This is a genomic window from Pedobacter sp. SYP-B3415 (assembly GCF_004138205.1).
In the GTDB taxonomy this organism is placed as follows: domain Bacteria; phylum Bacteroidota; class Bacteroidia; order Sphingobacteriales; family Sphingobacteriaceae; genus Pedobacter.
This window is the reverse complement of record NZ_RXNQ01000007.1, coordinates 35,489-57,109: the sequence shown is the minus strand read 5'-3', so window position 1 is coordinate 57,109 and position 21,621 is coordinate 35,489. Positions and strand designations below refer to the sequence as shown.

23 protein-coding genes are annotated in these 21,621 nt (G+C 47.0%); 7 read left to right on the top strand and 16 right to left on the bottom strand.

The genetic code is table 11. The features are described from left to right. Window positions 1-61: 61 nt before the first annotated feature. Both EJV45_RS04615 and EJV45_RS04610 read left to right on the top strand, forming a co-directional pair. The gene (locus EJV45_RS04615) at window positions 62-1,396 is read left to right on the top strand and encodes a dihydroorotase (RefSeq protein WP_129714489.1); all 1,335 of its coding nucleotides are present in this window, start codon (window positions 62-64) and stop codon (window positions 1,394-1,396) included. Window positions 1,397-1,402: 6 nt separating this feature from the next. Then, a complete protein-coding gene (locus EJV45_RS04610) occupies window positions 1,403-2,497 on the top strand; it encodes a DUF3810 domain-containing protein (RefSeq protein ID WP_129714488.1) in 1,095 nt (364 codons plus the stop codon). Here EJV45_RS04610 and EJV45_RS04605 read toward each other — a convergent pair. Genes EJV45_RS04605 through EJV45_RS04595 form a run of 3 tightly spaced genes read right to left on the bottom strand, consistent with a single transcriptional unit; the run spans window position 2,494 to window position 4,620 of the window. After that, window positions 2,494-3,756, bottom strand: a complete 1,263-nt coding sequence (locus EJV45_RS04605) for an MFS transporter (RefSeq protein WP_129714487.1) — start codon at window positions 3,754-3,756, stop codon at window positions 2,494-2,496. The genes EJV45_RS04610 and EJV45_RS04605 overlap by 4 nt on opposite strands. A gap of 18 nt (window positions 3,757-3,774) precedes the next feature. After that, complete coding sequence (locus EJV45_RS04600) at window positions 3,775-3,999, bottom strand: hypothetical protein (protein WP_129714486.1); 225 nt, start codon at window positions 3,997-3,999, stop codon at window positions 3,775-3,777. Window positions 4,000-4,029: 30 nt separating this feature from the next. Next, window positions 4,030-4,620: a TetR/AcrR family transcriptional regulator gene (locus EJV45_RS04595; protein ID WP_129714485.1), complete on the bottom strand. Its 591-nt coding sequence runs from the start codon at window positions 4,618-4,620 to the stop codon at window positions 4,030-4,032. Window positions 4,621-4,759: 139 nt separating this feature from the next. Here EJV45_RS04595 and hscA point away from each other — a divergent pair, with 139 nt between their 5' ends. Both hscA and EJV45_RS04585 read left to right on the top strand, forming a co-directional pair. Then, the gene (gene hscA / locus EJV45_RS04590) at window positions 4,760-6,619 is read left to right on the top strand and encodes a Fe-S protein assembly chaperone HscA (RefSeq protein ID WP_129714484.1); all 1,860 of its coding nucleotides are present in this window, start codon (window positions 4,760-4,762) and stop codon (window positions 6,617-6,619) included. A gap of 35 nt (window positions 6,620-6,654) precedes the next feature. Next, on the top strand, window positions 6,655-7,602 hold the full coding sequence (locus EJV45_RS04585; RefSeq protein WP_129714483.1) for a zinc dependent phospholipase C family protein: 948 nt from the start codon (window positions 6,655-6,657) through the stop codon (window positions 7,600-7,602). Here the strand turns inward: EJV45_RS04585 and EJV45_RS04580 are convergent. The 8 genes from EJV45_RS04580 to EJV45_RS04545 form a co-directional block, all read right to left on the bottom strand. Continuing rightward, a complete protein-coding gene (locus tag EJV45_RS04580; protein WP_129714482.1) occupies window positions 7,599-8,252 on the bottom strand; it encodes a DedA family protein in 654 nt (217 codons plus the stop codon). The two genes, EJV45_RS04585 and EJV45_RS04580, sit on opposite strands and share 4 nt — an antisense overlap. Before the next feature lie 78 nt (window positions 8,253-8,330). After that, entirely contained in the window at window positions 8,331-9,032 is a 702-nt protein-coding gene (locus EJV45_RS04575) for a DUF4397 domain-containing protein (protein WP_129714481.1), read from the bottom strand. A 60-nt stretch (window positions 9,033-9,092) separates the two neighbouring features. Then, window positions 9,093-9,773 carry a DUF4397 domain-containing protein gene (locus tag EJV45_RS04570; RefSeq protein WP_129714480.1) on the bottom strand — a complete coding sequence of 227 codons (681 nt, stop codon included), beginning with the start codon at window positions 9,771-9,773 and terminating at the stop codon, window positions 9,093-9,095. A 72-nt stretch (window positions 9,774-9,845) separates the two neighbouring features. After that, on the bottom strand, window positions 9,846-10,970 hold the full coding sequence (gene dnaN, locus EJV45_RS04565) for a DNA polymerase III subunit beta (protein ID WP_129714479.1): 1,125 nt from the start codon (window positions 10,968-10,970) through the stop codon (window positions 9,846-9,848). A 168-nt stretch (window positions 10,971-11,138) separates the two neighbouring features. After that, complete coding sequence (locus EJV45_RS04560) at window positions 11,139-11,654, bottom strand: outer membrane beta-barrel protein (RefSeq protein ID WP_129714478.1); 516 nt, start codon at window positions 11,652-11,654, stop codon at window positions 11,139-11,141. Window positions 11,655-11,747: 93 nt separating this feature from the next. Next, window positions 11,748-12,302, bottom strand: a complete 555-nt coding sequence (locus tag EJV45_RS04555) for a hypothetical protein (RefSeq protein ID WP_129714477.1) — start codon at window positions 12,300-12,302, stop codon at window positions 11,748-11,750. 110 nt (window positions 12,303-12,412) lie between these two features. After that, window positions 12,413-12,994, bottom strand: coding sequence for an outer membrane beta-barrel protein (locus EJV45_RS04550; RefSeq protein WP_129714476.1), 582 nt, complete (start codon window positions 12,992-12,994; stop codon window positions 12,413-12,415). A 90-nt stretch (window positions 12,995-13,084) separates the two neighbouring features. Further along, window positions 13,085-14,002, bottom strand: coding sequence for a glycerophosphodiester phosphodiesterase family protein (locus EJV45_RS04545; protein ID WP_129714475.1), 918 nt, complete (start codon window positions 14,000-14,002; stop codon window positions 13,085-13,087). A gap of 128 nt (window positions 14,003-14,130) precedes the next feature. Here EJV45_RS04545 and EJV45_RS04540 point away from each other — a divergent pair, with 128 nt between their 5' ends. Further along, window positions 14,131-15,618, top strand: a complete 1,488-nt coding sequence (locus EJV45_RS04540) for a glycine--tRNA ligase (RefSeq protein WP_129714474.1) — start codon at window positions 14,131-14,133, stop codon at window positions 15,616-15,618. Between the two features lie 47 nt (window positions 15,619-15,665). Here EJV45_RS04540 and EJV45_RS04535 read toward each other — a convergent pair whose 3' ends face one another. From EJV45_RS04535 to EJV45_RS04520, 4 genes are read right to left on the bottom strand one after another with little or no spacing between them, the layout of a single operon-like run. After that, window positions 15,666-16,493 carry a M48 family metallopeptidase gene (locus tag EJV45_RS04535; protein ID WP_129714473.1) on the bottom strand — a complete coding sequence of 276 codons (828 nt, stop codon included), beginning with the start codon at window positions 16,491-16,493 and terminating at the stop codon, window positions 15,666-15,668. Window positions 16,494-16,504: 11 nt separating this feature from the next. Next, on the bottom strand, window positions 16,505-17,152 hold the full coding sequence (gene plsY, locus EJV45_RS04530) for a glycerol-3-phosphate 1-O-acyltransferase PlsY (protein WP_129714472.1): 648 nt from the start codon (window positions 17,150-17,152) through the stop codon (window positions 16,505-16,507). Between the two features lie 49 nt (window positions 17,153-17,201). Beyond that, window positions 17,202-18,044: a carboxylating nicotinate-nucleotide diphosphorylase gene (gene nadC, locus EJV45_RS04525; protein ID WP_129714471.1), complete on the bottom strand. Its 843-nt coding sequence runs from the start codon at window positions 18,042-18,044 to the stop codon at window positions 17,202-17,204. A 47-nt stretch (window positions 18,045-18,091) separates the two neighbouring features. Next, window positions 18,092-18,490 (bottom strand): DUF4783 domain-containing protein, encoded by a 399-nt coding sequence (locus EJV45_RS04520; protein WP_129714470.1) that lies wholly within the window; start codon window positions 18,488-18,490, stop codon window positions 18,092-18,094. Window positions 18,491-18,591: 101 nt separating this feature from the next. Between EJV45_RS04520 and gpmI the strand changes: the two genes are divergently transcribed. Beyond that, window positions 18,592-20,112 (top strand): 2,3-bisphosphoglycerate-independent phosphoglycerate mutase, encoded by a 1,521-nt coding sequence (gene gpmI, locus EJV45_RS04515; RefSeq protein WP_129714469.1) that lies wholly within the window; start codon window positions 18,592-18,594, stop codon window positions 20,110-20,112. 26 nt (window positions 20,113-20,138) lie between these two features. Beyond that, window positions 20,139-20,639, top strand: a complete 501-nt coding sequence (locus tag EJV45_RS04510; RefSeq protein WP_129714468.1) for a hypothetical protein — start codon at window positions 20,139-20,141, stop codon at window positions 20,637-20,639. A gap of 78 nt (window positions 20,640-20,717) precedes the next feature. Here EJV45_RS04510 and EJV45_RS04505 read toward each other — a convergent pair whose 3' ends face one another. Continuing rightward, window positions 20,718-21,341 (bottom strand): tetratricopeptide repeat protein, encoded by a 624-nt coding sequence (locus EJV45_RS04505; RefSeq protein WP_129714467.1) that lies wholly within the window; start codon window positions 21,339-21,341, stop codon window positions 20,718-20,720. Between the last annotated feature and the right edge of the window lie 280 nt (window positions 21,342-21,621).

Sequence of the window (21,621 nt, the reverse complement as noted above, 5' to 3'; positions counted from 1 at the left end):
CCTGTATCAGATTAGCATACCAACGATTGCTAAAATGTGCATTTAATCCTAGCTTTGAAGCATGAACACAACCCTGATCAAAGGCGCCACACTTGTAAACGAAGGCAGGCAATTTATAGCTGATGTACTGATAAAAGACGGACTGATCGACAAGATCGGTGAAAACCTTTCTGCCGATGGGGCTGCAGAGATCAATGCTGAAGGCCTGCATCTGCTTCCGGGAATGATCGATGATCAGGTGCATTTCCGCGAGCCGGGATTGACTCACAAAGCCGATATCTTTACCGAGAGTATGGCTGCCGTAGCCGGAGGTATTACCTCTTTCATGGAGATGCCCAATACCGTTCCCAATACGCTCAGCCAGGATCTTCTCGCCGAGAAATACAACATCGCCGCAGAGACCTCCCTCGCCAACTATTCTTTCTATATGGGTGCTTCGAATGATAACCTTGATGAAGTATTACGCACCGATCCGAAAAACGTATGTGGCATAAAGGTATTTATGGGCTCATCAACCGGAAACATGCTCGTTGATAACGAAAAGACGCTCGAGAATATTTTCAGCAAGGCCCCGATACTTGTTGCCACACATTGCGAAGACGAACTCACCATTCGCAATAACCTCGCGGCTTTCAAAGGGCAGTATGGCGAAGCCCTCACAATTGATATGCATCCCCTTATCCGCAGCGCCGAAGCATGTTATAAATCATCTTCACTGGCGGTTGCCCTTGCAAAACAATACAATACAAGACTGCATATTCTCCATATCTCGACGGCGAAGGAGATCGGACTTTTTGATTCAGCTACGCCGCTGCAGGACAAGCGCATCACAGCAGAAGCTTGTGTACATCACCTTTGGTTCAGCGATGCGGATTATGCAGAAAAAGGCAACTTCATCAAGTGGAACCCGGCTGTGAAGACCGCCAATGACCGCTCTGCCATTCTCCGCGGGCTGCTTGACAACCACATTGACGTTGTGGCAACCGACCACGCCCCGCATACCATTGAAGAAAAAAACCAGCCATACGCGCAGGCACCGTCTGGTGGGCCCCTTGTACAACATGCTCTTTCCGCGCTGCTTGAACTCTATCACCAGGGAAAAATGACACTCGAAGACATTGTGCAGAAAAGTGCTCATAACGTAGCCACCTGCTTCAATATTGACCGTCGCGGTTTCTTACGCGAAGGTTATTGGGCAGACCTTGTGCTGGCAGATCTGAATGACCCCGTTCGCGTTACCCGGGCAAATACATTTTATAAGTGCGGATGGTCTCCGTTTGAAGGGCAGACTTTCCGGTCGGCGATTATATACACCTTTATTTCGGGAAATCTTGCCTACCATAAGGGACGGTTCACGACCAGCGAGACCGGCATGCGTTTACAATTTAACCGCTAGGCGCTCATGGCTGCGTTGCTGAAGCGCCCGGGCATGGCCGCCCTGCTGGTTTTGTTTCTGGCTGCCGCCTTTGTGTATTGCTGCGGCCTCTCGCCCCGCCTGGTGCAGGCCTACTATGTAGATGGGCTTTATCCGCCGGTGGCAAATACATTGCGCACACTGACGGGCTGGATCGGAATTTCCGTTGGTGATATTCTCTATGTTGTTCTGATTGTATGGCTGCTTGTTTCACTTTTCAGAACAGGATTAAAGTTGAAAAGAAATCCGGTCAGGCAACTGTGGTTAGCTCTCGGTATAAGGATAGTCAGAACAGTCCTTGTCCTGTACCTTGTTTTCAAAATCAGCTGGGGTTTGAATTACAGCCGGCCGCCCGTCTACCAGGCACTGCACATTGCAAATCATGACTATAGCCCTGAAGAGCTGGCACGGCTCGGCGCTTTCATGGTGCGAAAAACCAACGAAGCTAAATCTGCTGTAAAAAAACTCCCGGAGCTTTCCTGGGAGGATTTGAACCGGCGGGCCATTCAAGCCTACCGGCTGATGGAAAACAAAAACAGGCTTTTTCGTTACGACCATCCCGCCATCAAACCGGTAACCAGCGCATGGCTTATCAGCATGACCGGCGTTGAAGGTTATTATGCACCCCTTACGGGTGAAGCCAATGTAAACACTGCCATACCGACCTTTGTGCTACCCTTTGTAACCTGTCATGAGATTGCCCATCAAACCGGCATTGCTTATGAAGATGAGGCTAATCTGCTTGGGTTTCTGACTGCCGTAAACAGTCCCGATCCGCGCTTCCGGTACGCCGCGTGTTACCAGGCGCTACGCTATATTCTTTTGGAGATGGCCCTCAAATCAGATCCGAACTATCTTAAGCTTAAGACCATGATCCATGCAGATGTCCTTGCTGATTTTAAAAAGGAAAGCGATTTCTGGGAACAGTACAACAGCTCCATGTCAACATATATGTCGGCCACCTTCGACCGTTTTCTTAAACTCAACGATCAGAAGAAAGGGATAAAAAGTTACCAGGACATCGTAGTATGGCTTTGGAATCTGTACGGCCCGTTTTTGGCAGAAGGCCGGCCGAAAGCCTAAACTTCCGGAACGGTCTGTATATCAGCCCGGGCCCGCCGGTTGCGCACTACCCTGCTTACCCTGTAGATCAGAAAGATTGATAAGATCGAGATGGCTACCACACTGTAACCGACGATGTCGTAGTGTTCCAACGGACTCGTTTCCGTCTGCTGTCTAACGATCAGACCGGCAAAAACAGCGGCGATCCCACCTGCCACCTGCTGCAGCGAAGCGTTGATGCTCATGAATGCACCCCGGTCTTTCATCTCCGGAACTGCACTGGTAAGGGCCGTAGCGGGAACCATCCTGCTCATAATTCCAATCATCATCGTAACATTGAACACCATAACCAGCCAGAGCGGGGTAACTGAGAGATTTGTATAAAAGAGCACGACAATGATAAGCCATACCGACGCAATGGAAAACAGCAGAAATTTATCTATCTGATCACTAAATTTACCGATCAGCGGCATCACGACGAGGGCAGCAACACCAGACACCATGAATAACATCGGCAATTGCGTATGGGTAACATGCAGGTTGTTTATAGCGAATGCACTGCTAAATGGCATCATCATGAAACCGCCTACGGCCAGCAGCGCAGTTGCCGTAAAGCCAATGCGATATTCTTTGTTCAGGACAGTCTGCAGCAGGTGCCGGACGGCGGAGCCTTGACGCTGCACCTTCAGATGTTGCGTAAGCGGCTTCATGCGCAAAAAAATCAGAATAAGGATCAGGGCAGCAAGGCCGGCAATCATTAAAAACGTTGCCTGCCAACCCCAGGCGGTAGCCAGATATAGACCGATCGGTATACCCAATACCTGGCTGGCGCCAAAACCCATCTGCACAAAACCCATTACCCGGCCGCGCTGTTCAAGACTAAAGATGTCTGCAACAATAGCAAGGGTAATTGAACCGATTACGCCACCAAACAGGCCGGTAATGATTCGCGCAGCGATGAGCAGGTGATAGTTTACTGCAAGGCCGCAAAAAACAGTGCCGGCCACAAAACCCGTATAGAAAAATAACAGCAGTTTTTTCCGGTCAAAACGGTCAGCAAAGCCGGCTGTCAGCAAACCCGACGCGCCTGCGCTGAATGCATAAGCAGATACCGCCAGACCAAACTGATCGGGCTTGAGGCTGAGCGACTTCATCAGGATATCGCCCATGGGCGACATGACCATAAAATCAAGCACGACTGTAAACTGTGTCATCGCCAGAATGAAGATGACAAGTTTCTGATAGCCGCTTAAAGCGGCAGGTTTATTTGTGGTTTGCATAAATATCGGTAGATAAGCTTATTTGAGTTCTGCGCAGGCATGACCCGCACGGTTCAGGAGCGTAATAATTTCGTCGTGTGTAGCTTTGTATGAAACAACGCGAAGAACAAAATCCTCATCCCAAAGATCAACGTTCCACTGTTCAATATGTTCGAGAGAATCCAATACCGGCCTGATCAGATCAACGGCGCTGCGGCTGCTTAAGTCGGTCTTGAATAAGAGAATGTGATCAAAAGTTGTCATGATTGTAGGGATTAATAAAAAACATCAGATTCAAAGTTTGAGCGCCTTCATTACAAATGTGAACGTCTGCCAGAGTATGGCTTCATTTACCGTGAACGGCTGGCCAGCCATATTCCTGCCTTCTTCGTGAAACCGAAGTAACGCGTACAAGGGTGCAAAAGCAACACACCAGAACGTCTCAATAGACATCTGGCCGATCTCGCCCCGCTTTACCGCGCTCTTTACAAAGGCGCCCATCTTTTCTTTAAAGGCACGCGAAATATCCGGAATAACACGCTGCTGATAGCTTGAACTGCGAAACTGTTCGAGCAAACGTGTAATAACAGGCCGCTCAGTCATAAAACGGTAGCGGTTCTCCCATTGTTTACGCATGCCTGTCTCGAAATCTGCTTCAGGATCAAAATCGCCCAGCACGGCCTCGCTCATTTCCCGGAACTTCTCGGCTGCTATGCTTAAGATCAGGTCATCTTTATCCCGATAATAGATATACAGCGTGGCCACAGATATGCCACAGGCTCTGGCAAGTTTGTTCATGCTAAAACCCTCAAAACCGTCATTGACCAGCATATCAATGGCTTTAGTTTTCACGGCCTCTTCTTTTTCGGGATCCCTTTTTCGCATCGGTATGACTGTTCACTGCAAATATAAATGAATGTTCGCTTTTAAAACAAGTTATTTCTGCTTGTGCTTATGATGCTGTGCTGACCGAATTACCCGCACTTGCTTGCGCAGGGAGTAAAGTAATCTGTAACTTTGCTGCATGGCAAAAATTTCGATTAACCTCGCAACAGGATCGCTTCAGCAGGAAGAGCTTATTGTAGGTATTGACCTGGGCACGACCAACAGCCTGGTTGCGTTTATAAACCCCGAGAAACAACCTCAGGCAATAAATGATACCGGCAAGGGCCTGCTGGTTCCCTCCGTTGTTCACTTCAATGAACATGGCGATGCAGTGGTTGGAAATGAGGCCAAAGCCTTCCTGACTACAGATCCCGCGAATACGATATTTTCGGTAAAACGCCTGCTTGGCCGTTCATACCAGGACGTTGCTGATCATCAGGACCTGCTGTCTTACAAAATTATAGACGACAATACAGATGCCCTTGTTAAGATCAGGGCCGCTAACCGTTTTTACACGCCTGTGGAGCTGTCGGCCGAAATTTTAAAGGAATTGAAACATCGCGCGGAGCATGCTTTGAAGACGCCCGTAAACCGGGCGGTGATTACAGTACCTGCGTATTTCAACGACAGCCAGAGACAGGCTACCCGTGATGCGGGGAAACTTGCCGGGCTCGACGTACTCCGTATCGTTAACGAGCCTACTGCCGCAAGTCTGGCTTATGGAATCGGGCTTAATCCACAGGAGCAAAAGACAATTGCTGTTTACGACCTTGGCGGCGGGACCTTTGATGTGTCGCTGTTATCTATTCAGAATGGCATCTTTGAAGTGCTTGCAACAAATGGTGATACTTTTCTTGGCGGCGATGACTTCGACCGTGCAATCGTGGATTACTGGATCGAAAAAAATGATTTAGACCGCAGCGTTTTACAGGAAGACCAGGTCCAGATGCAGACGCTTCGTTTACAGGCTGAGCTGGCTAAAAAAGCACTTTCTACGCAAAACCTTTATAACGAAAAGGCGGGCGATATCTGGTACAGCATTGATCGTCAGACGTTTGAAAGTCTGATTTCTGAAAATCTTGAAAGAACGCTTAACAGCTGCAGGCTCGCTCTCTCAGATGCGGGGCTTACAGCGGCAGATATTGACGAGGTCATTCTTGTTGGCGGCTCTACGCGCACACCATATGTTAAGCGTAAGGTAGAGGAACTGTTTGGCAGGAAACCGCAGGACCATATCAATCCGGATGAAGTAGTAGCACTTGGGGCGGCTATCCAGGCCGATGTTCTCGCTGGCAATCGCTCAGATATCCTGCTTCTTGACGTGACCCCCCTTTCGCTGGGAATCGAGACCATGGGTGGCTTGATGGATGTGATCATCAGCCGCAACGCGAAAATTCCTACCAAGGCAGGCAGGCAATACACCACGTCTGTAGACGGGCAGGTGAACATGAAGATAGCAGTATTCCAGGGCGAGCGCGACCTGGTACAGGAGAACCGGAAACTTGCTGAATTTGAGCTGAAAGGAATCCCGGCCATGCCGGCGGGCCTGCCAAAGATTGATATCAACTTTATACTGAACGCAGACGGCATTCTTACCGTACAGGCTATAGAACTCAGGTCGGGCGTAAAACAGGAAATAGAGGTTAAGCCAAGTTACGGCCTGACCGACGATGTTGTCGAAAAAATGCTCATTGACAGCGTTACTCACGCGAAGGAAGATGTGCAGCAGCGAATGGTTATTGAGGCGCGCGGCGAAGGTGAACAACTCGCTTATACCGCTGAACGTTTCCTTGAGAAAAACAGCCAGTTCCTCAATGAAGAAGAAATTGAACACACCCGGCTGCTGATTGCTCAGCTTCGCCAGAGCCTGCAAACAGCTGACAAGGATACTATTCTTAAACACACCGATGCCCTGAACGAATACACCCGCCCATTTGCAGAACGTGTTATGGACATCGCAATTTCTTCAGCAATGAAGGGTAAAAAAATAGACGAATAACAAACGTCTAAGAATATTTCATTAACTTCAGGTTAATGAAATGGTTTATGTGTGCGCTTATTATGGGCGGTTTTTTTTGCTGTTCCTGGGGATTTTTCGCCCATCGGAAGATTAATACGATCGCCGTTTACAGCCTGCCTCCCGGGATGCTGCGCTTTTTTAAATCGAATGTTGCTTACCTGGCCGAGCATGCAACGGATGCAGATAAGCGACGTTACGCAGATACACTCGAGGCAGCCAGACATTACCTGGACGCAGAAGATTATGGTCCGCTTGACAGTGTTCCGAGGCGCTATAACTCCGCAAAAGAACGGTTTGGCCTTATGATGCTGCAAAAGAGCGGAATCGTTCCGTGGCAAATCCATTTTTCTTACCTGCAGCTTGTCGCTGCCTTCCGTGACCGGGATTCGCTCAAGATTCTTCGCGTTGCATCAAACCTTGGTCATTACATTGCAGATGCGCATGTACCCCTGCACATGACCAATAATCACAATGGCCAGCTGACAAATCAGCGGGGAATTCACGCATTCTGGGAGAGCCGGCTCCCTGAGTTGTTTTCAGGAGCCTACAATTTTTTTGCGGGGCAGGCGACTTATATCGAAAAACCGCTAGATGAGGCCTGGCGAATTGCAAAAAACACCAGATCAAAAGTAGACAGCGTGTTGTCTATTGAGGCTTCACTCAAAAAAAAATTTCCTTCAGACAGACAGTTCAGTTTCTATCGCCATAAGAACCAGGTTATCCGGGCGTATTCGGTAGACTATTCCCGTGCCTATCATGAGGCGCTGAACGGAATGGTGGAACGGCAGATGCGCGCATCCATTCGGGCTGTAGCCGCTTACTGGTATACCGCATGGGTGGATGCCGGGCAGCCCGCCCTGGAGAATATGCCTCCTGTTAAGCAGCAACAGGCAGCATCAACTCTGGAAGAGCAAACCGAAAAAGCTTATCAGAAGGGAAAAATACTCGGCCGCGAATATTAAACGACAGGTTTCTTGCTAAACTTAGCTCTGAATGCCGCGATAATGGCCGGCAAAAAGGTAAGTATACCAATTGTGGCAATCACAACAGTGAAGTTTTCTTTGATAACGGGAATATTGCCGAACAGGAAACCCGCAAAAAGAAACGCAACGATCCATGAGATGCCTCCAACTACATTAAATAGCGTAAAACGACCAAAGGGCATACGTGCCACACCAGCAACAAAGGGCGCAATGGTACGGAAAATGGGCAGGTATCTGCTGAATACAATCGCTTTCCCACCATGTTTTTCAAAGAAGGCATGCGTCTTATTGTAGTACTCCAGTTTGAGTATCCGGTTGGTGTCTTTAAATACCTTCACGCCAAAAAAGGTTCCCAGAAAATAGTTCAGTGAATTACCTGTTATCGCAGCGATGCACAGGAGCAGGGCCATTACATACACATCAAGTCCCGTTCCGCCTTTAGCCATGAGCGCGCCCATTGCAAACAGCAAAGAATCACCTGGTAAAAAAGGCGTGATCACCAGGCCGGTTTCTGCAAAAATGATCAGAAACATGATCAGGTAAGTCCAGGTCTGATAATCGTTTACAATCTCGACAAGATGTTTGTCGATGTGAAGAATGAAGTCGAAAAGCTGAGAGAAAATATCCAAAACGTGTGTTTGAGCGACAAAAATAAAAATATCACGTCAAAAGGCGTGATATTCTTTATGTTAAATTATAATGATCAGTTAGTTATGAACAACTATATGAGCTTCAGCATTCCCGTTAGCATTCGCGTTGATCCATACGGTATAAATTTTTCCCGCAGCAAAGGTTCCGGTTGGAATATCGGTAGCTGTTATTGCGCCAACGGGCGAAACCTTCAGGGCCGTATTAGGCGGAATCATGAAATACTGAGAAACGTTGCCAAACAAAAGACTGGAGATAAACTGATTGCCCCCGGCAATTTCAGTAACATTGACGCCGTTTGTAAAAGTTGCGCCCAGATTGAGAAATCTTACACGTGCCTGCGTTGATGGTGCTGGAGGGGTAAGATCGTCAAGCAGTGCCAGTACCTGACCGGTGCCCTGTGCATTTTTAACGTAATAGCTGGTAAAGTTCACATCAGCAGGGATATTTAATTGTGAAGATGCAGACAATGTTCCGCTCGTTTGATCTTTGAAAGATAAGGTACGTGTTCCGGCAGAAACGGTAAGATAGTCGCTGCTGTTGTTATATGCAACCGGCGCCGTTGAGACCTTCGTATCACCTATAAACGCCTCCTGGGGCTGCGAACCGGACTGCGCATTTACATACTTCATCTTCGCATTACCTACAACTTCAGGAACTTCGTCAGAAGATTTTTTACACGCATCCAGCGTTACAACAAAAAAGAGGGCCAGCGCCGCTAGTCCGCCTGTATATCTATATTTTTTGAAAAGATTCATCATAATTGGTTTTTCTGAGCTAAAGATAAACAAAAATTGACTTGGCCGGCGAAAACTGTCACATTATTGATATTCGATGAGATGATAACCCAGGTCAGTGGCACCACCATCTACCCAGACCGTATAAACCTTGCCGGATTGTATCTCTGTACCCGGAATCGTCTTCCTGTAAGCCTCTCCCCCGTTAGAATACAAGAGCAGATCAATACCAGGGTCGACGGCAAAATATCCGGATTCAGACTTATAAGTTTGATTGGTTACAAAGTTTATTCCTCCCGCCATGCCCGTGTTCAGACCCAGGAAAACGCCGTTGGCAAGATGCACAATACGAATCATAGCCTTACCCGGCTCAACAGCGCCCTGGCTGTCTCTGATGAGCATAAGTTCGGGTTTATTCTCGCGATTAATAATCGTAAAAGCAGTATAAGAAAAGCCGGGCACAAAGTTTACTTCATTTGATATGGCTACCAAACCATTCTCGGCAACCTGTGCTTTCTGCGGCCCTGATCCGATTTTCATGTAATCACTTGCCTGCCCGTAGGTGATTGCTGATGAGCTGATTTTTATATCGTCCGTATAAAATTCAGCTGATGCTGAATTTTTTGCTGCGTTGACCAGGCGTACTTTGGCTTCGCCTTTCACAACCGGATCGGGATCGACCTTTTTGCAAGACGTGGTGAACACGAAACAAAGCAGAAGAAAAGTCGATATGGCATCGGTCTTCCGCGAACAGAGCATTTTCATGAACGGATGATTTAAAACAAAATAGCCCGGTCAAAAACCAGGCCATTTAGTGTCAAAAAATTTTTTCCTGAGTTAATAACTGTTATTCAGCATGACCGGCATAACAAGCATCAAGACGTCTTCGTTTTCGTCATTGGTTTGAGGGATAAGCAAACCGGCACGATTTGGCGTTGACAGCTCAAGCGTTACCTCCTCGCCGCTCAGGTTGCCGAGCATCTCGATCAGAAAACGAGCATTGAAACCAATTTCAAGGTCTTCACCATTGTACTGGCAGCTCAGACGCTCATGGGCTTCGTTGGCAAAATCAAGATCTTCGGAAGAAATATTCAGTTCGCTTCCATTGATCTTTAGACGCACCTGATGCGTTGTTTTGTTTGCAAAAATTACCACCCGGCGAAGCGTGTTCAAAAATAAGGCCCGGTCTATGGTTAGCCTGTTCGTATTATTGCCCGGGATCACCGCTTCATAGTCGGGATACCTTTCATCAATTAAGCGACAAACAAGATTGATATTTTCGAAGCGGAAAAAGGCACTTGTTGCGTTATAATCTACCGATACATTCAGATCAGAAGCCGGCAGGGCATTTTTTAAAAGTGTTAGTGCTTTCTTAGGCAGGATGAAGGATGCGGCTTTTTCGGCTTTACTGTCTTTCCGCCGATAACGGACAAGCTTATGCGCATCAGTAGCTACGAATGTGATATGTTCGGTAGACAGCTGGCAGAAAACGCCGGTCATTGCAGGACGTAACTCATCGTTGCTCACAGCAAAAATTGTCTTCGTAATCGCTTCCGCCAATACAGAGGCCGGCAGATTAACAGAAGATGCATTTTCTACTATGGGAATTTTCGGAAAGTCATCTCCGTTTTCACCGCTTAGCTTGTATTTACCATCGCCGGCACTGATTTCTATAGCAAACGTATTGTCATCGATATTGAAGGCAATTGGCTGGTCGGGTAAGGTTTTCAGCGTATCAAGAAGAATTTTTGATGGTACAGCCACCTTACCTTCTTCCTTAGACTCAACAGCAAGCGAAGTAGTCATACTGGTCTGCAGGTCAGTTGCCGATATAACCAATTGGCCTTCTTTTATTTCGAACAGAAAGTTCTCCAGTATAGGCAATACCGTACTGCTGCTTGACGCACCATTAACGGTTTGCAGATGCTTTAACAATGTTGACGTAGATACAATAAATCTCATGATACGATTTGTAAGTGCTCAAAAATATAAAAATTATTCAGCGTGTTGATTGCGCTTCAAATAATGTTGAAAAATTCGAGCTATCAACATCGGTGGCAGGAAAAACGGACCGGAAAACAAAAAAGCCTGCCATCTGGCAAGCTTTCTCCGAAAAAATTGTATCGATTTTTAAAGACCGAAGTTGAATGCTGCACGAATGCCTACAAAACCATTCGTTCCGCCGTTCGCAGACCAGCCTTCGTAACGAGCACCAAGGTCGATCGAAGTTTTGTCAGATACCGGGAAATCTACACCAATGCCGGGTGAATAGGCAAATGCAGTCGTTGCGCCTTCATTCGTTCCGATGGCCGCGCCAAGTTCAGCAGCACCATAGAAATTTGGAACGAAGTAATACTTAACACCGGCTTTCAATGGAATAACGCCATAGTCATACGTAAATCCGGCGACTTCCTTACTTTTAAAATTGATAAAGCCAGCGTTGATCGTTCCGTACAATTTGCTGCTGCTGATCGGGATATGCATAATACCAGATCCGCCGAAGCCAAGATTCATACCATCAGACCAGTCGCCAACAGGTAAACCGAATTCAAGACCAACACCAAGCTTGTTGCCCGCCGCTGTCTGTGCTGAGGCGCCGAAAGACAGCAGACCTGCCAGCGCCGTGAGTAAAAATAACTTTTTCATAAGGGTTGTGTTTTAAAGTTTTTGAGTCCTTTTCAGACTATTCAACAAAAAACACAAACAAAGTTATTTTGTTCATGAAAAAATAAGTTTTCCTTAGAGCGGAAGAAAATAACCGATGCGGAGCCCTACGAAAGAGCGGGTAGAAAAGTGCTGATTGCCGTCAATCTGGAAATCCGAACGGCTTGTCCAGCCTTCATATCTGATACCGGCTTCCATTTTTGCTCGCGCAGAAACCCGGAACCTGGTACCGAAACCAGGCGACCAGGCATAAACCATTTTATTTGCTTCTGAAGCCGGCAGCGCTACGCCACCCTGCACTTCTGCAAACGCTTTTTCTGTAAAAAAGTACTTTAATCCGGCCTTAAGCGGAATATAACTGAAATCGGGCACGTTTACCCGGAAGGCATTCCTGCCAAAAAAGTTCATGTAACCTGCATTTGCGGTCAGCGCAAATTTCTCGCTCAGCCCTATATCGGCCTTTACCGATGCTCCCGCTCCAAAATTACTCGCATTCGAAAAATTACCCGATGGCAAACCAAGTTCTGCGGCGAAACTAAGTCCGGAATTACCATCCTGCGCTGTCGCAGAAAAGGCTGATATAAAGAGAAAAGAAAAAAAACCAATGGTGCGTAATTTAAGTGCCTGCATATGTTGTCTGCTTAAGTATATTTTTCAAATATGCTAAACTTCAATAAGAAAAAAAGGGCGTCTGCACATGCCGACACCCTTTTTACATTTTTTAAACCGGTATAAAAACCCTAATCCAGGTCGCGGTCTACTTTCCGGGCAGTACTTCTGCCAGGCAGATAGATCTGGAAACCGACACCCAGGTTCAGGTCGTGCGCATAAGCACTGCTGCCGAAACCAACAGTTCCTTCATACTTCAACAGCGCTTCAAGACCAATTGAACGGGTGATGAAATAGGTAAAACCAGGACCGAATGAAAAACCGAGGCCATTTGTAGAACCTCCGCCTGACAGATTTCTGCCTGCAACACCAACGGTCGCTTCGCCAAAGAACCTTGAACTTTTGATCAGTTCATTGGCACCAACCTGTCCGTAGTAACGGCCAAGCGCGCCAATTCCATAATTAATGGTGGTGCCAAGGCCTTTGCCGGGAGCTTCGAGGCCAAATTTCACGTCGCCACCCACAGCAACACCATCGTCAACGAACCAGGCTGCCTTGGGGTTAATGGCCAGGCTAAACGCGTTTGGCTTATCAAGTGAGAAATTAATGTTTGACAGGTTAGTTCCCACCATCACATTCCCTTGTTGAATCTGCGCCTGGGCAGAAGCCGCTACAGAGCCGGCAAATAACAAAGTAAAAATTAACTTTTTCATAAGTAAAAGAATAATAAATGATACCTATGTTTAACGCCAGTGATTCCTCTTTGTTCACAAAAGATGACATTTTCACCAAAAGAAAATCAACTATCTGACCTTCAATTCCTTTAAAGTCAGTTTTGATTTCGCTCTGAAGGCGTCTACCTCTTTACCCGCAAGAATCAACTCATCGGTCGATAAGACATCGACGCCAAGTTCAAGCAATCTCCCATATACCGGCCGGCCGGGACGGGCTTTTGCCTGATTGTCAATATTACCCATTGTGCCCATGATCGTTGTAATTCCCCTGCTATGCAGGAAATCATAAAGCGTCTTGTCTTTTGCAGCAGTTCCGGTAAACGCTACGATCCTGTTATCCGGAACGCCCATATTGTTCAGACGGTCCAGGTCTTCTTCGCGGCCGACTGAAGCCGAGATCATCAGATCAGGCGCCAGCCGGTGAAGCTCTGCAGCCTGGCCGGCATTATAGGTTATCACAATACTCCGGTCTTCTGCCCTGTTTCTTCTGATGGATGCGATGATCTTTGAATACGGAACCCCTTTTTTAAGGTCGATCGTAAAAAGAACTTTTCCTTTGCCCCACTGCAATACCTGATCTAAAGTGGGAATACGGAAATCTGTTACCCTACCGTTGTTATCTTTCAACCTGTATCGCTGCAGTTCGGCCAGCGTATAGTCACTCACAAGACCTTTGCCTGTACTTGTGCGGTCAAGCCGGTCGTCGTGCATGATGACCAGTGCCGAGTCTTTGCTCAGGGCAACGTCAAACTCGATGATCACAGGCTGCAGCCGCGCCGCATTTTCAAACGTTTCGATGCAGTTTTCTGGATAGCCGGGCATAGGCCCGCCCCGGTGCGCGCTAAGCAGCGGATAAGGTGTGGTTTTTCGCTGAAGAAAAGCCTTGAACGCGGCTGGGCTTTTAAACTTGATATGGTTGACTTTCTGCTGGGCGTAAATTGATGCAACCGTCAGGAGTAAAAAGAAAATCAGACTTATTTTTTTCATGTTCAAAAGTACGTTCTAACTGTCAGATCGCAAGGATCCGAAACTGCTAAAATGATGAGGAGGCAAATAAAAAAACGCCTTCAGGCCGGCCGGACACATGTGCAGGAGATTGTTATATTTGCAGCACTATGGCTAAGACAACTAACGACGAGCAATTTAAAAATGTCATCTCGCATGCAAAAGAATACGGTTTTGTATTTCAAAGCAGTGAGATTTATGATGGTCTCAGCGCCGTTTATGACTACGGCCAGCTGGGCGCAGAATTAAAGAACAACATCAAAACCTATTGGTGGAAGGCCATGGTGCAGATGCACGAAAACATTGTTGGTATTGACTCCGCTATCTTTATGCATCCAAAGATATGGAAGGCCAGCGGACATGTTGATGGGTTTAATGATCCCATGATCGACAACAAGGATTCAAAAAAGCGATACCGTGCCGACCAGTTGCTCGAGGATAAAATTGAAAAATACCGCAAAGACGGAAAAACAGATAAAGCCGAGTCTCTTCAAACCGCAATGGACGACGCCTTGAAGGCGGAAGATCTTCCCCGCCTGAAAGTCCTGATCGAAGAACATGAAATTGCCTGCCCTGTTAGCGGCACACGCAACTGGACGGAAGTGAGGCAATTCAACCTGATGTTCAGCACACAGTTCGGCGCCATGTCTGAAGATGCAGACGTTGTTTACCTGCGTCCGGAAACCGCGCAGGGCATATTCGTCAACTTCCTCAACGTACAGAAATCCGGCAGGATGAAAATTCCTTTCGGCATTGCCCAGATCGGCAAGGCCTTCCGTAACGAGGTGATTGCAAGACAGTTTATTATGCGCATGCGCGAGTTCGAGCAAATGGAAATGCAATTTTTCGTTCGTCCGGGTGAAGACCGCAAGTGGTTTGAATACTGGAAAGAGGCACGGTTAAAATGGCATAAGGCACTCGGAACAGATGCCGCAAAATACCGGTATCATGACCACGTTAAACTTGCGCATTATGCAAATGCGGCAACTGATATTGAGTTCGAGTTTCCGTTCGGCTTCAAAGAAGTTGAAGGCATCCACAGCCGTACCGACTTCGACCTCGGGCAGCACCAGGAATTCTCTGGGAAGAAAATGCAATATTTTGACAACGATCTGAATGAGGAAGGTAAACCGTATGGCAATTACGTTCCGTATGTGATCGAGACATCGATCGGTCTTGACCGCATGTTCCTGCTGACGCTTATCAACGCTTTCGAAGAGCAGGATTTAAGTACAGAAGAAAAGCAGGACAGCAGAACCGTTCTGCGCCTCCACCCCGCCCTGGCACCGGTTAAAGCTGCAATCCTGCCGTTGACAAAAAAAGACGGACTGCCTGAAAAAGCGCGTGCCATCATGGACAAGCTTAAATTTGACCATAACCTGATTTACGAGGAAAAAGATTCGATTGGCAAACGTTACCGCCGTCAGGATGCCATTGGTACACCGTTTTGTATCACGATTGATCACCAGAGCCTCGAAGACGAGACCGTTACGATCCGTCATCGCGACAGCATGGAACAGGAACGAGTTGCGATATCAGACCTCGAACATATCATCGGAGAAAAGGTAAGCTGGAAAAACCTTCTGCAGCAGGCTTAATCACCTTGCAAAATAAAAAACCCCGAAGTGCGCTTCGGGGTTTTTTATTATTTGACCGGCTTACCGGTGCTTGAATTGTAGTATTTTTTGGCCTCTGGCAGATCTCTTTGAATTTGTGCGATTCGTGTTGCATCTGCAGGGTGTGTACTGAGAAATTCGGGTGGTTTCTGACGGCCTTCGCTCGCTGCAGCCATACGTTGCCAGAAACCAACTGCATTAGACGGATCAAAGCCAGCCATAGACATAAAGATAAGTCCGAGGTGATCTGCCTCAAGTTCCTGTTTTCTCGAATTTGGCAGCAATACAAAACCCTGGGCGCCAATGCCGTAAACCTGGTTTATAATTTCCTGTGTAGCTTGAGATTTACCTCCGGTTGCTGCACCAAGCAAACCTCCGCCCACCTGCGCAAGCGCAGTTTGTGAAGCACGTTCAGCCGAATGCTGCGCAATGGCGTGTGCAATCTCATGCCCCATCACGGTAGCCAGACCGGCATCATCTCTCGTTACAGGTAAGATACCTGTATAAACAGCAACTTTACCACCAGGCATACACCATGCATTGATATCAGGGCTTTGGATCAGGTTAAACTCCCAGCTGTAATTCTGGATTTGAGCTCCATACCCATTTGCATTCATATACCGGGTTACAGCTGTCTGGATACGCTGACCAATACGCTTTACCCGGGCGGCATCCGCATTATTTAAAACAACGGTTTTTGGGTCTCTGATTAATTGCGAATAGCTGGCCGCTGCGGCCTGCTGCAGCTGGCTGTCGTCTACCAGGCTGACCCGGCTTCGGCCTGTAATCGGAACTGTTGAGCACGCAGATATACAAAGTACCGCAGCTGCGATACCCGACAAGTGAGTTAATTTCATAGGTTTTGTTTTTAGCTTTTTTTCTTCCTGAACAGGTAGACTTTGGATTCTTTGCCCTTCAGCAGCCGCTCGAGGTTTTTCTGGTGCGTAACCATGATCAGGACACAGACACACATGCCATATAACACCTCAGCTTTGATCGATGAATGAAACACGAACACAATGCTAAGTGGGAAAGTGAAACCCGCGCAGATTGAGCTCAGTGAAACATAATTTGAGATCAGTAAGACTACCACAAAGACAAGAACACAAAGCATCGCTGCCGGGAAGTTGACAGCCAAAACCATTCCAAAAAGTGTGGCGACACCTTTTCCTCCCCTGAAGCCGGCGAAAACAGGGAAAAGGTGACCCATGACGGCGGTAACGCCCAGCGCAAGTTCGTAATTAACAAATTGTACAGATGCGTGAGGCCCGGTAACAGACAGGCCGATGAAATAAGCAAGTTTTGTAGCGGTAAAACCTTTGGAGATATCCATCAGCATTACAATAATACCGGCCTTCTTTCCGAGTACCCGGAAGGTATTGGTAGCACCGGCATTACCGCTGCCGTACTCGCGGACGTCAATGCCATAAAAAGCTTGTCCGATCCAGACTGCCGATGGTATTGAGCCCAAAAGATATGCAAGAACCAATGCGGCGATGGAGTATACCGAGATCATATCCTACAATGATACAAAAAAAACACGTTTCAACTGGCTGAAAATTGCGTTAATATGCTTTCAGGCTCATGTCCAGGCTCTTCACGCTGTGCGTCAGGGCGCCCACAGATATGTAGTCGACACCGCATGCAGCATAGTCTGCTATATTCTCTTCTGTTATTCCGCCAGATGCTTCTGTGGTAAAGCGTCCGCCGATTTTACGGACAGCTTCGCGAAGATCTGCAAAGCTGAAATTGTCAAGCATAATACGGTCTGCGCCCCCGGCATCGATGGCCTGGTCCAGTTCCTGCAGGTTACGCACTTCTATTTCGATCTGCAACTGTTTATTTTTATCTTTCAGATAGTTCCGCGCCGCCTGAAGTGCATTGGCTATACCGCCGGCATAATCGACATGGTTGTCTTTGATCAGGATCATATCGTACAGGCCGATCCGGTGGTTAACCCCGCCGCCGATACGCACTGCCCATTTTTCGAGCAGGCGAAGTCCAGGGGTTGTTTTACGGGTATCCAGCAGTTTGGCCCGATGCGTGCCGATCAGCCCCTGCATCTTTCTGGTCTTGGTTGCGATCCCGCTCATGCGCTGCATGCAGTTCAGAACAAGCCTTTCAGCAATAAGGATGGAATGCGTACTGCCGGAAACGGTCAGTACAATATTTCCGGGTTCAACCTGATCTCCGTCTTTGGCAAGCATATCGACCTTGAGGGTATCATCTACAACAGCAAAAATTTCAGCAGCCAGTTGCATTCCCGCGAGAATCCCCGCCTCTTTGATGATCAGCCTGGCCCTGCCCTGCGTTGAAGCCGGAATGGTAGCCAATGATGTATGATCTCCGTCGCCAACATCTTCTGCGAGGGCGTTCTGTATAAATTGATGTAATTGCGGTCTGTTCAAACTCGGTAGTTTTTTCGGGCAAAAGTAATAATTTGGGCAGGGATATGTTAGTTTTTGATGGGCTCTATCTTAAGCTCAGAGATTTTGAACGCATTGTTGGTCAGCTTCAGTGTGGTTGCCACGCGAAAATTGCCATTGTTGGTGTTTAAAGTAATGACGGCGAACCGGTAACTTTTAGTCTCGTTTGACCTGTGAAAGATGGTGGCTTTGACAGGCGTATGTTTTGAGAAAAAATCTTTAAGAATCTGCTCACCCTGAGCCTTAGAGTACACATCTTCTTCTTCAAGAATGATCAGTTCTATAGTCGGCGCAAAGTTTGCGGCGACCTGCTTTGCATTCCCGTTACGGAAACTAACCAGCAAATCATCAACTATATCTGCCTGATAATTAATTGGTTGTAATACGCCAAGAAATAGAAACAGTGATACAAGTAGTGTCCTGGTCATTGCGTTTGTTTATAGCCTCCGAAGTGCCAAAATTATGCCATTTATAAATTAAAAATGGTAATAAAATTATTATAAAACAGCGAGAGACTTATATTTGCCACGTGGAAAACAAGAAAGCCGTACTTATTATCCTCGATGGCTGGGGATATGGCAATAAAGACAGATCTGACGCTGCCTACGCAGCAAACACCCCGTTTTTCGATTCAATGCTGGCCATGTATCCCAACTCCAGACTGGAGGCATCCGGCGAAGCCGTAGGTCTTCCTGCGGGGCAAATGGGTAATTCTGAGGTCGGGCATATGAACCTTGGCGCCGGACGTGTGGTTTACCAGGAGCTCGGCCGTATTAACAAATCCATCCAGGACCGCGAGCTGCATAACAATCCGGTGCTTCTTGACGCTTTTTCATACGCAAAGGCAAATAACAAGTCGGTGCATTTTATCGGCCTGGTTTCTGACGGCGGTGTACACGCACACATTGAACACCTGAAAGCGCTTTGCGATGCCGCAAAAGAACAGGCACTTGAAAATGTGTACATCCACGCCTTTCTCGATGGGCGTGATACCGATCCAAATTCCGGACTCGGCTATATCCGCGATCTCAACACACATCTTGCAAACAGTGCAGGCACCATTGCCACATTAACTGGTAGATACTTTGCCATGGACCGCGACAACCGCTGGGAACGTGTTAAAAAGGCCTACGATGTGATGGTTAATGCCGTTGGTACCCGCGCCATGCAGGCAGAAGTAGCGATCCAATCTTCATATGATCTGGGTGTAACCGACGAATTTATTGACCCGGTTGTTATAACGCGCCCGGATGGAGAGCCTGTTGCCACCATTAAACCCGACGATGTGGTTATCTGCTTCAATTTCCGTACAGACCGTGGCCGGGAAATCACAACTGCATTAACCCAGAAAGATTTTCCCGAACAGGGCATGCATAAAATGCCGCTGCACTATGTAACCATGACCTCTTACGATGATAGTTTCGAAAAGGTGAACGTCGTATTCAGAAAGGAAGATCTGACCGAAACGCTTGGCGAAGTGCTTGAAGCAAACGGAAAAAACCAGATACGAATCGCAGAGACGGAAAAATATCCGCATGTTACGTTTTTCTTCTCCGGCGGACGTGAAAAAGAATTCGAAGGCGAAAAGCGTATTCTCGTGCCCTCTCCAAAAGTAGCCACGTATGATCTGCAGCCCGAAATGAGCGCAGCAGCTATAACTGAGGCCATTGTTGCCGAATTGAAGGCAGGCTGGCCTGATTTCGTCTGCCTTAATTTTGCCAATCCTGACATGGTTGGTCACACAGGCGTTTTCAGCGCTGTAGTAAAGGCCGTCGAAACCGCCGATCGCTGCGCGGCAGAGGTGGTCCAGGCAGGCATTGACAATGGCTATTCTTTTATCATCCTGGCCGACCATGGCAATTCAGAGTTCATGGTGAACCACGACGGATCTGCGAATACAGCTCATACAACAAACCTGGTTCCCTGTATCTTGATCGATAAAGACTACAAAGAGATCAGGGACGGGAAACTCGGCGATGTTGCTCCAACTATTTTGAAACTGATGGGCCTTGATATTCCGGAGGCCATGACCGGCGACTGTCTCGTTTAATGCGAAAGGCGACTGGCATAATCATATTGTTAGGCGTTGTCCTCACCTCCTGCGTTGAAAAGCAGGCAGGTTCGGGCAACGCATATTTCAGCCTCAAAGATTATTTCAACGCGCAGGCCGCACAATTACAGCAAAGCTCACCATTAATCAGTAAACGCGTTGTTGTAAATGGTCTTTCTGAAGAAAAACGGCTAAAAATTGCTGACTGGAAAACGGAGCTAAGCACTTTCATCGATGCCGACATTAACAAGGCCGCATGGAGCGGGGCATTCCGTGTACAAAAAACGGATACTTCGGAACGCTATACATCATCTGACCCAAAGATTCCCGTCAGAAAAGTTGAGATCATGAAAAAAGCCGGCGAGGTTTCCCGGATTACGATCGTTTCTGTCAACGAAAATTATCTTTATCGCTCTTCAGACAGCCTCACGTATCTTCCCGGGTCTTACTACCGGATAGATAAAAAACAACATATCAGGCTTCTTAACCCAAAATCTTACCAGGTGACGGGTACGTTTGCTGAATAAAAATTTGAAATTCCAGAGGAATTTGACAAATAAAAAAGCCGGCGAAAACCGGCTTTTTTTATAATCTGCAAACACAAGTTATTTCAAACTGGTGATCTGCGCCTTTACATAATCAATCTGGGCAACAATGTCTTTGCGCTGCGGTTGGTTAAGCAGGACCTTTTCAAAATCTGCAATTGCATTTTTGAATATGGCAACGCACGCAGCTTTTTCGGCTTTTTTCTGGATCTTGTAAGATTTAAAGATTGCGTAATCTTTGTAGACAAGGCCACGATTTTGAAACAATTTGATGTCCTCCTCGCCGCTAAGTTCGATAGCTTTTGTAAAATCCTTAATTGAAGAAAGATAAAAGCTTTCGCGCATTTGGTTGAGCGACTCTTTCGGGTCGTTCGCAATATTCTGCCTGGCCTTACCGCGGTAGTAGAAGGCAGAAACATCATTCGATTTCAGGTCGATAAGCCGGCTGTAAGTTGAAATTGAGTTTTCAAAATCGCCTGACTGGTAGTATGAATACCCCAGCATTTTGAGCGTGTTGGCATTATTAGGATCTTTAGATGCCGCTTTTTCAAGTTGTGCAACGGCATTTTTGTAATCTCCTTTCATCCACGCCTGCATCCCCATTTTGAAATAGTTTGACTGCGCAATGCTTTGCTCAGCGGTAAAAATCATGAGGAAGAAGATCGTCTTTTTGAGGTAATTCATTGTGGATTGTTTAAGATTCAAATTTAGTATATCGGATGGGATTACAAAATTTTGGAACGGTTTGCAGGCAGGTGTTATCAAAAAATGAGTTTTAAAAAACTTTCAAACCGATCAGACAGTAATACCAGCATAACGTCTGCCCCGATTGATTTGATATATTTGCCGCAAAATTATTTTCACAACTGACGATTTTACAGAAGCCAATCAATTTACCGGTTTGGCACAACAGTTGAAAATAGCTCTCTGTATAAGATTTTAAAAACGGGGCCGGCAATCCTGT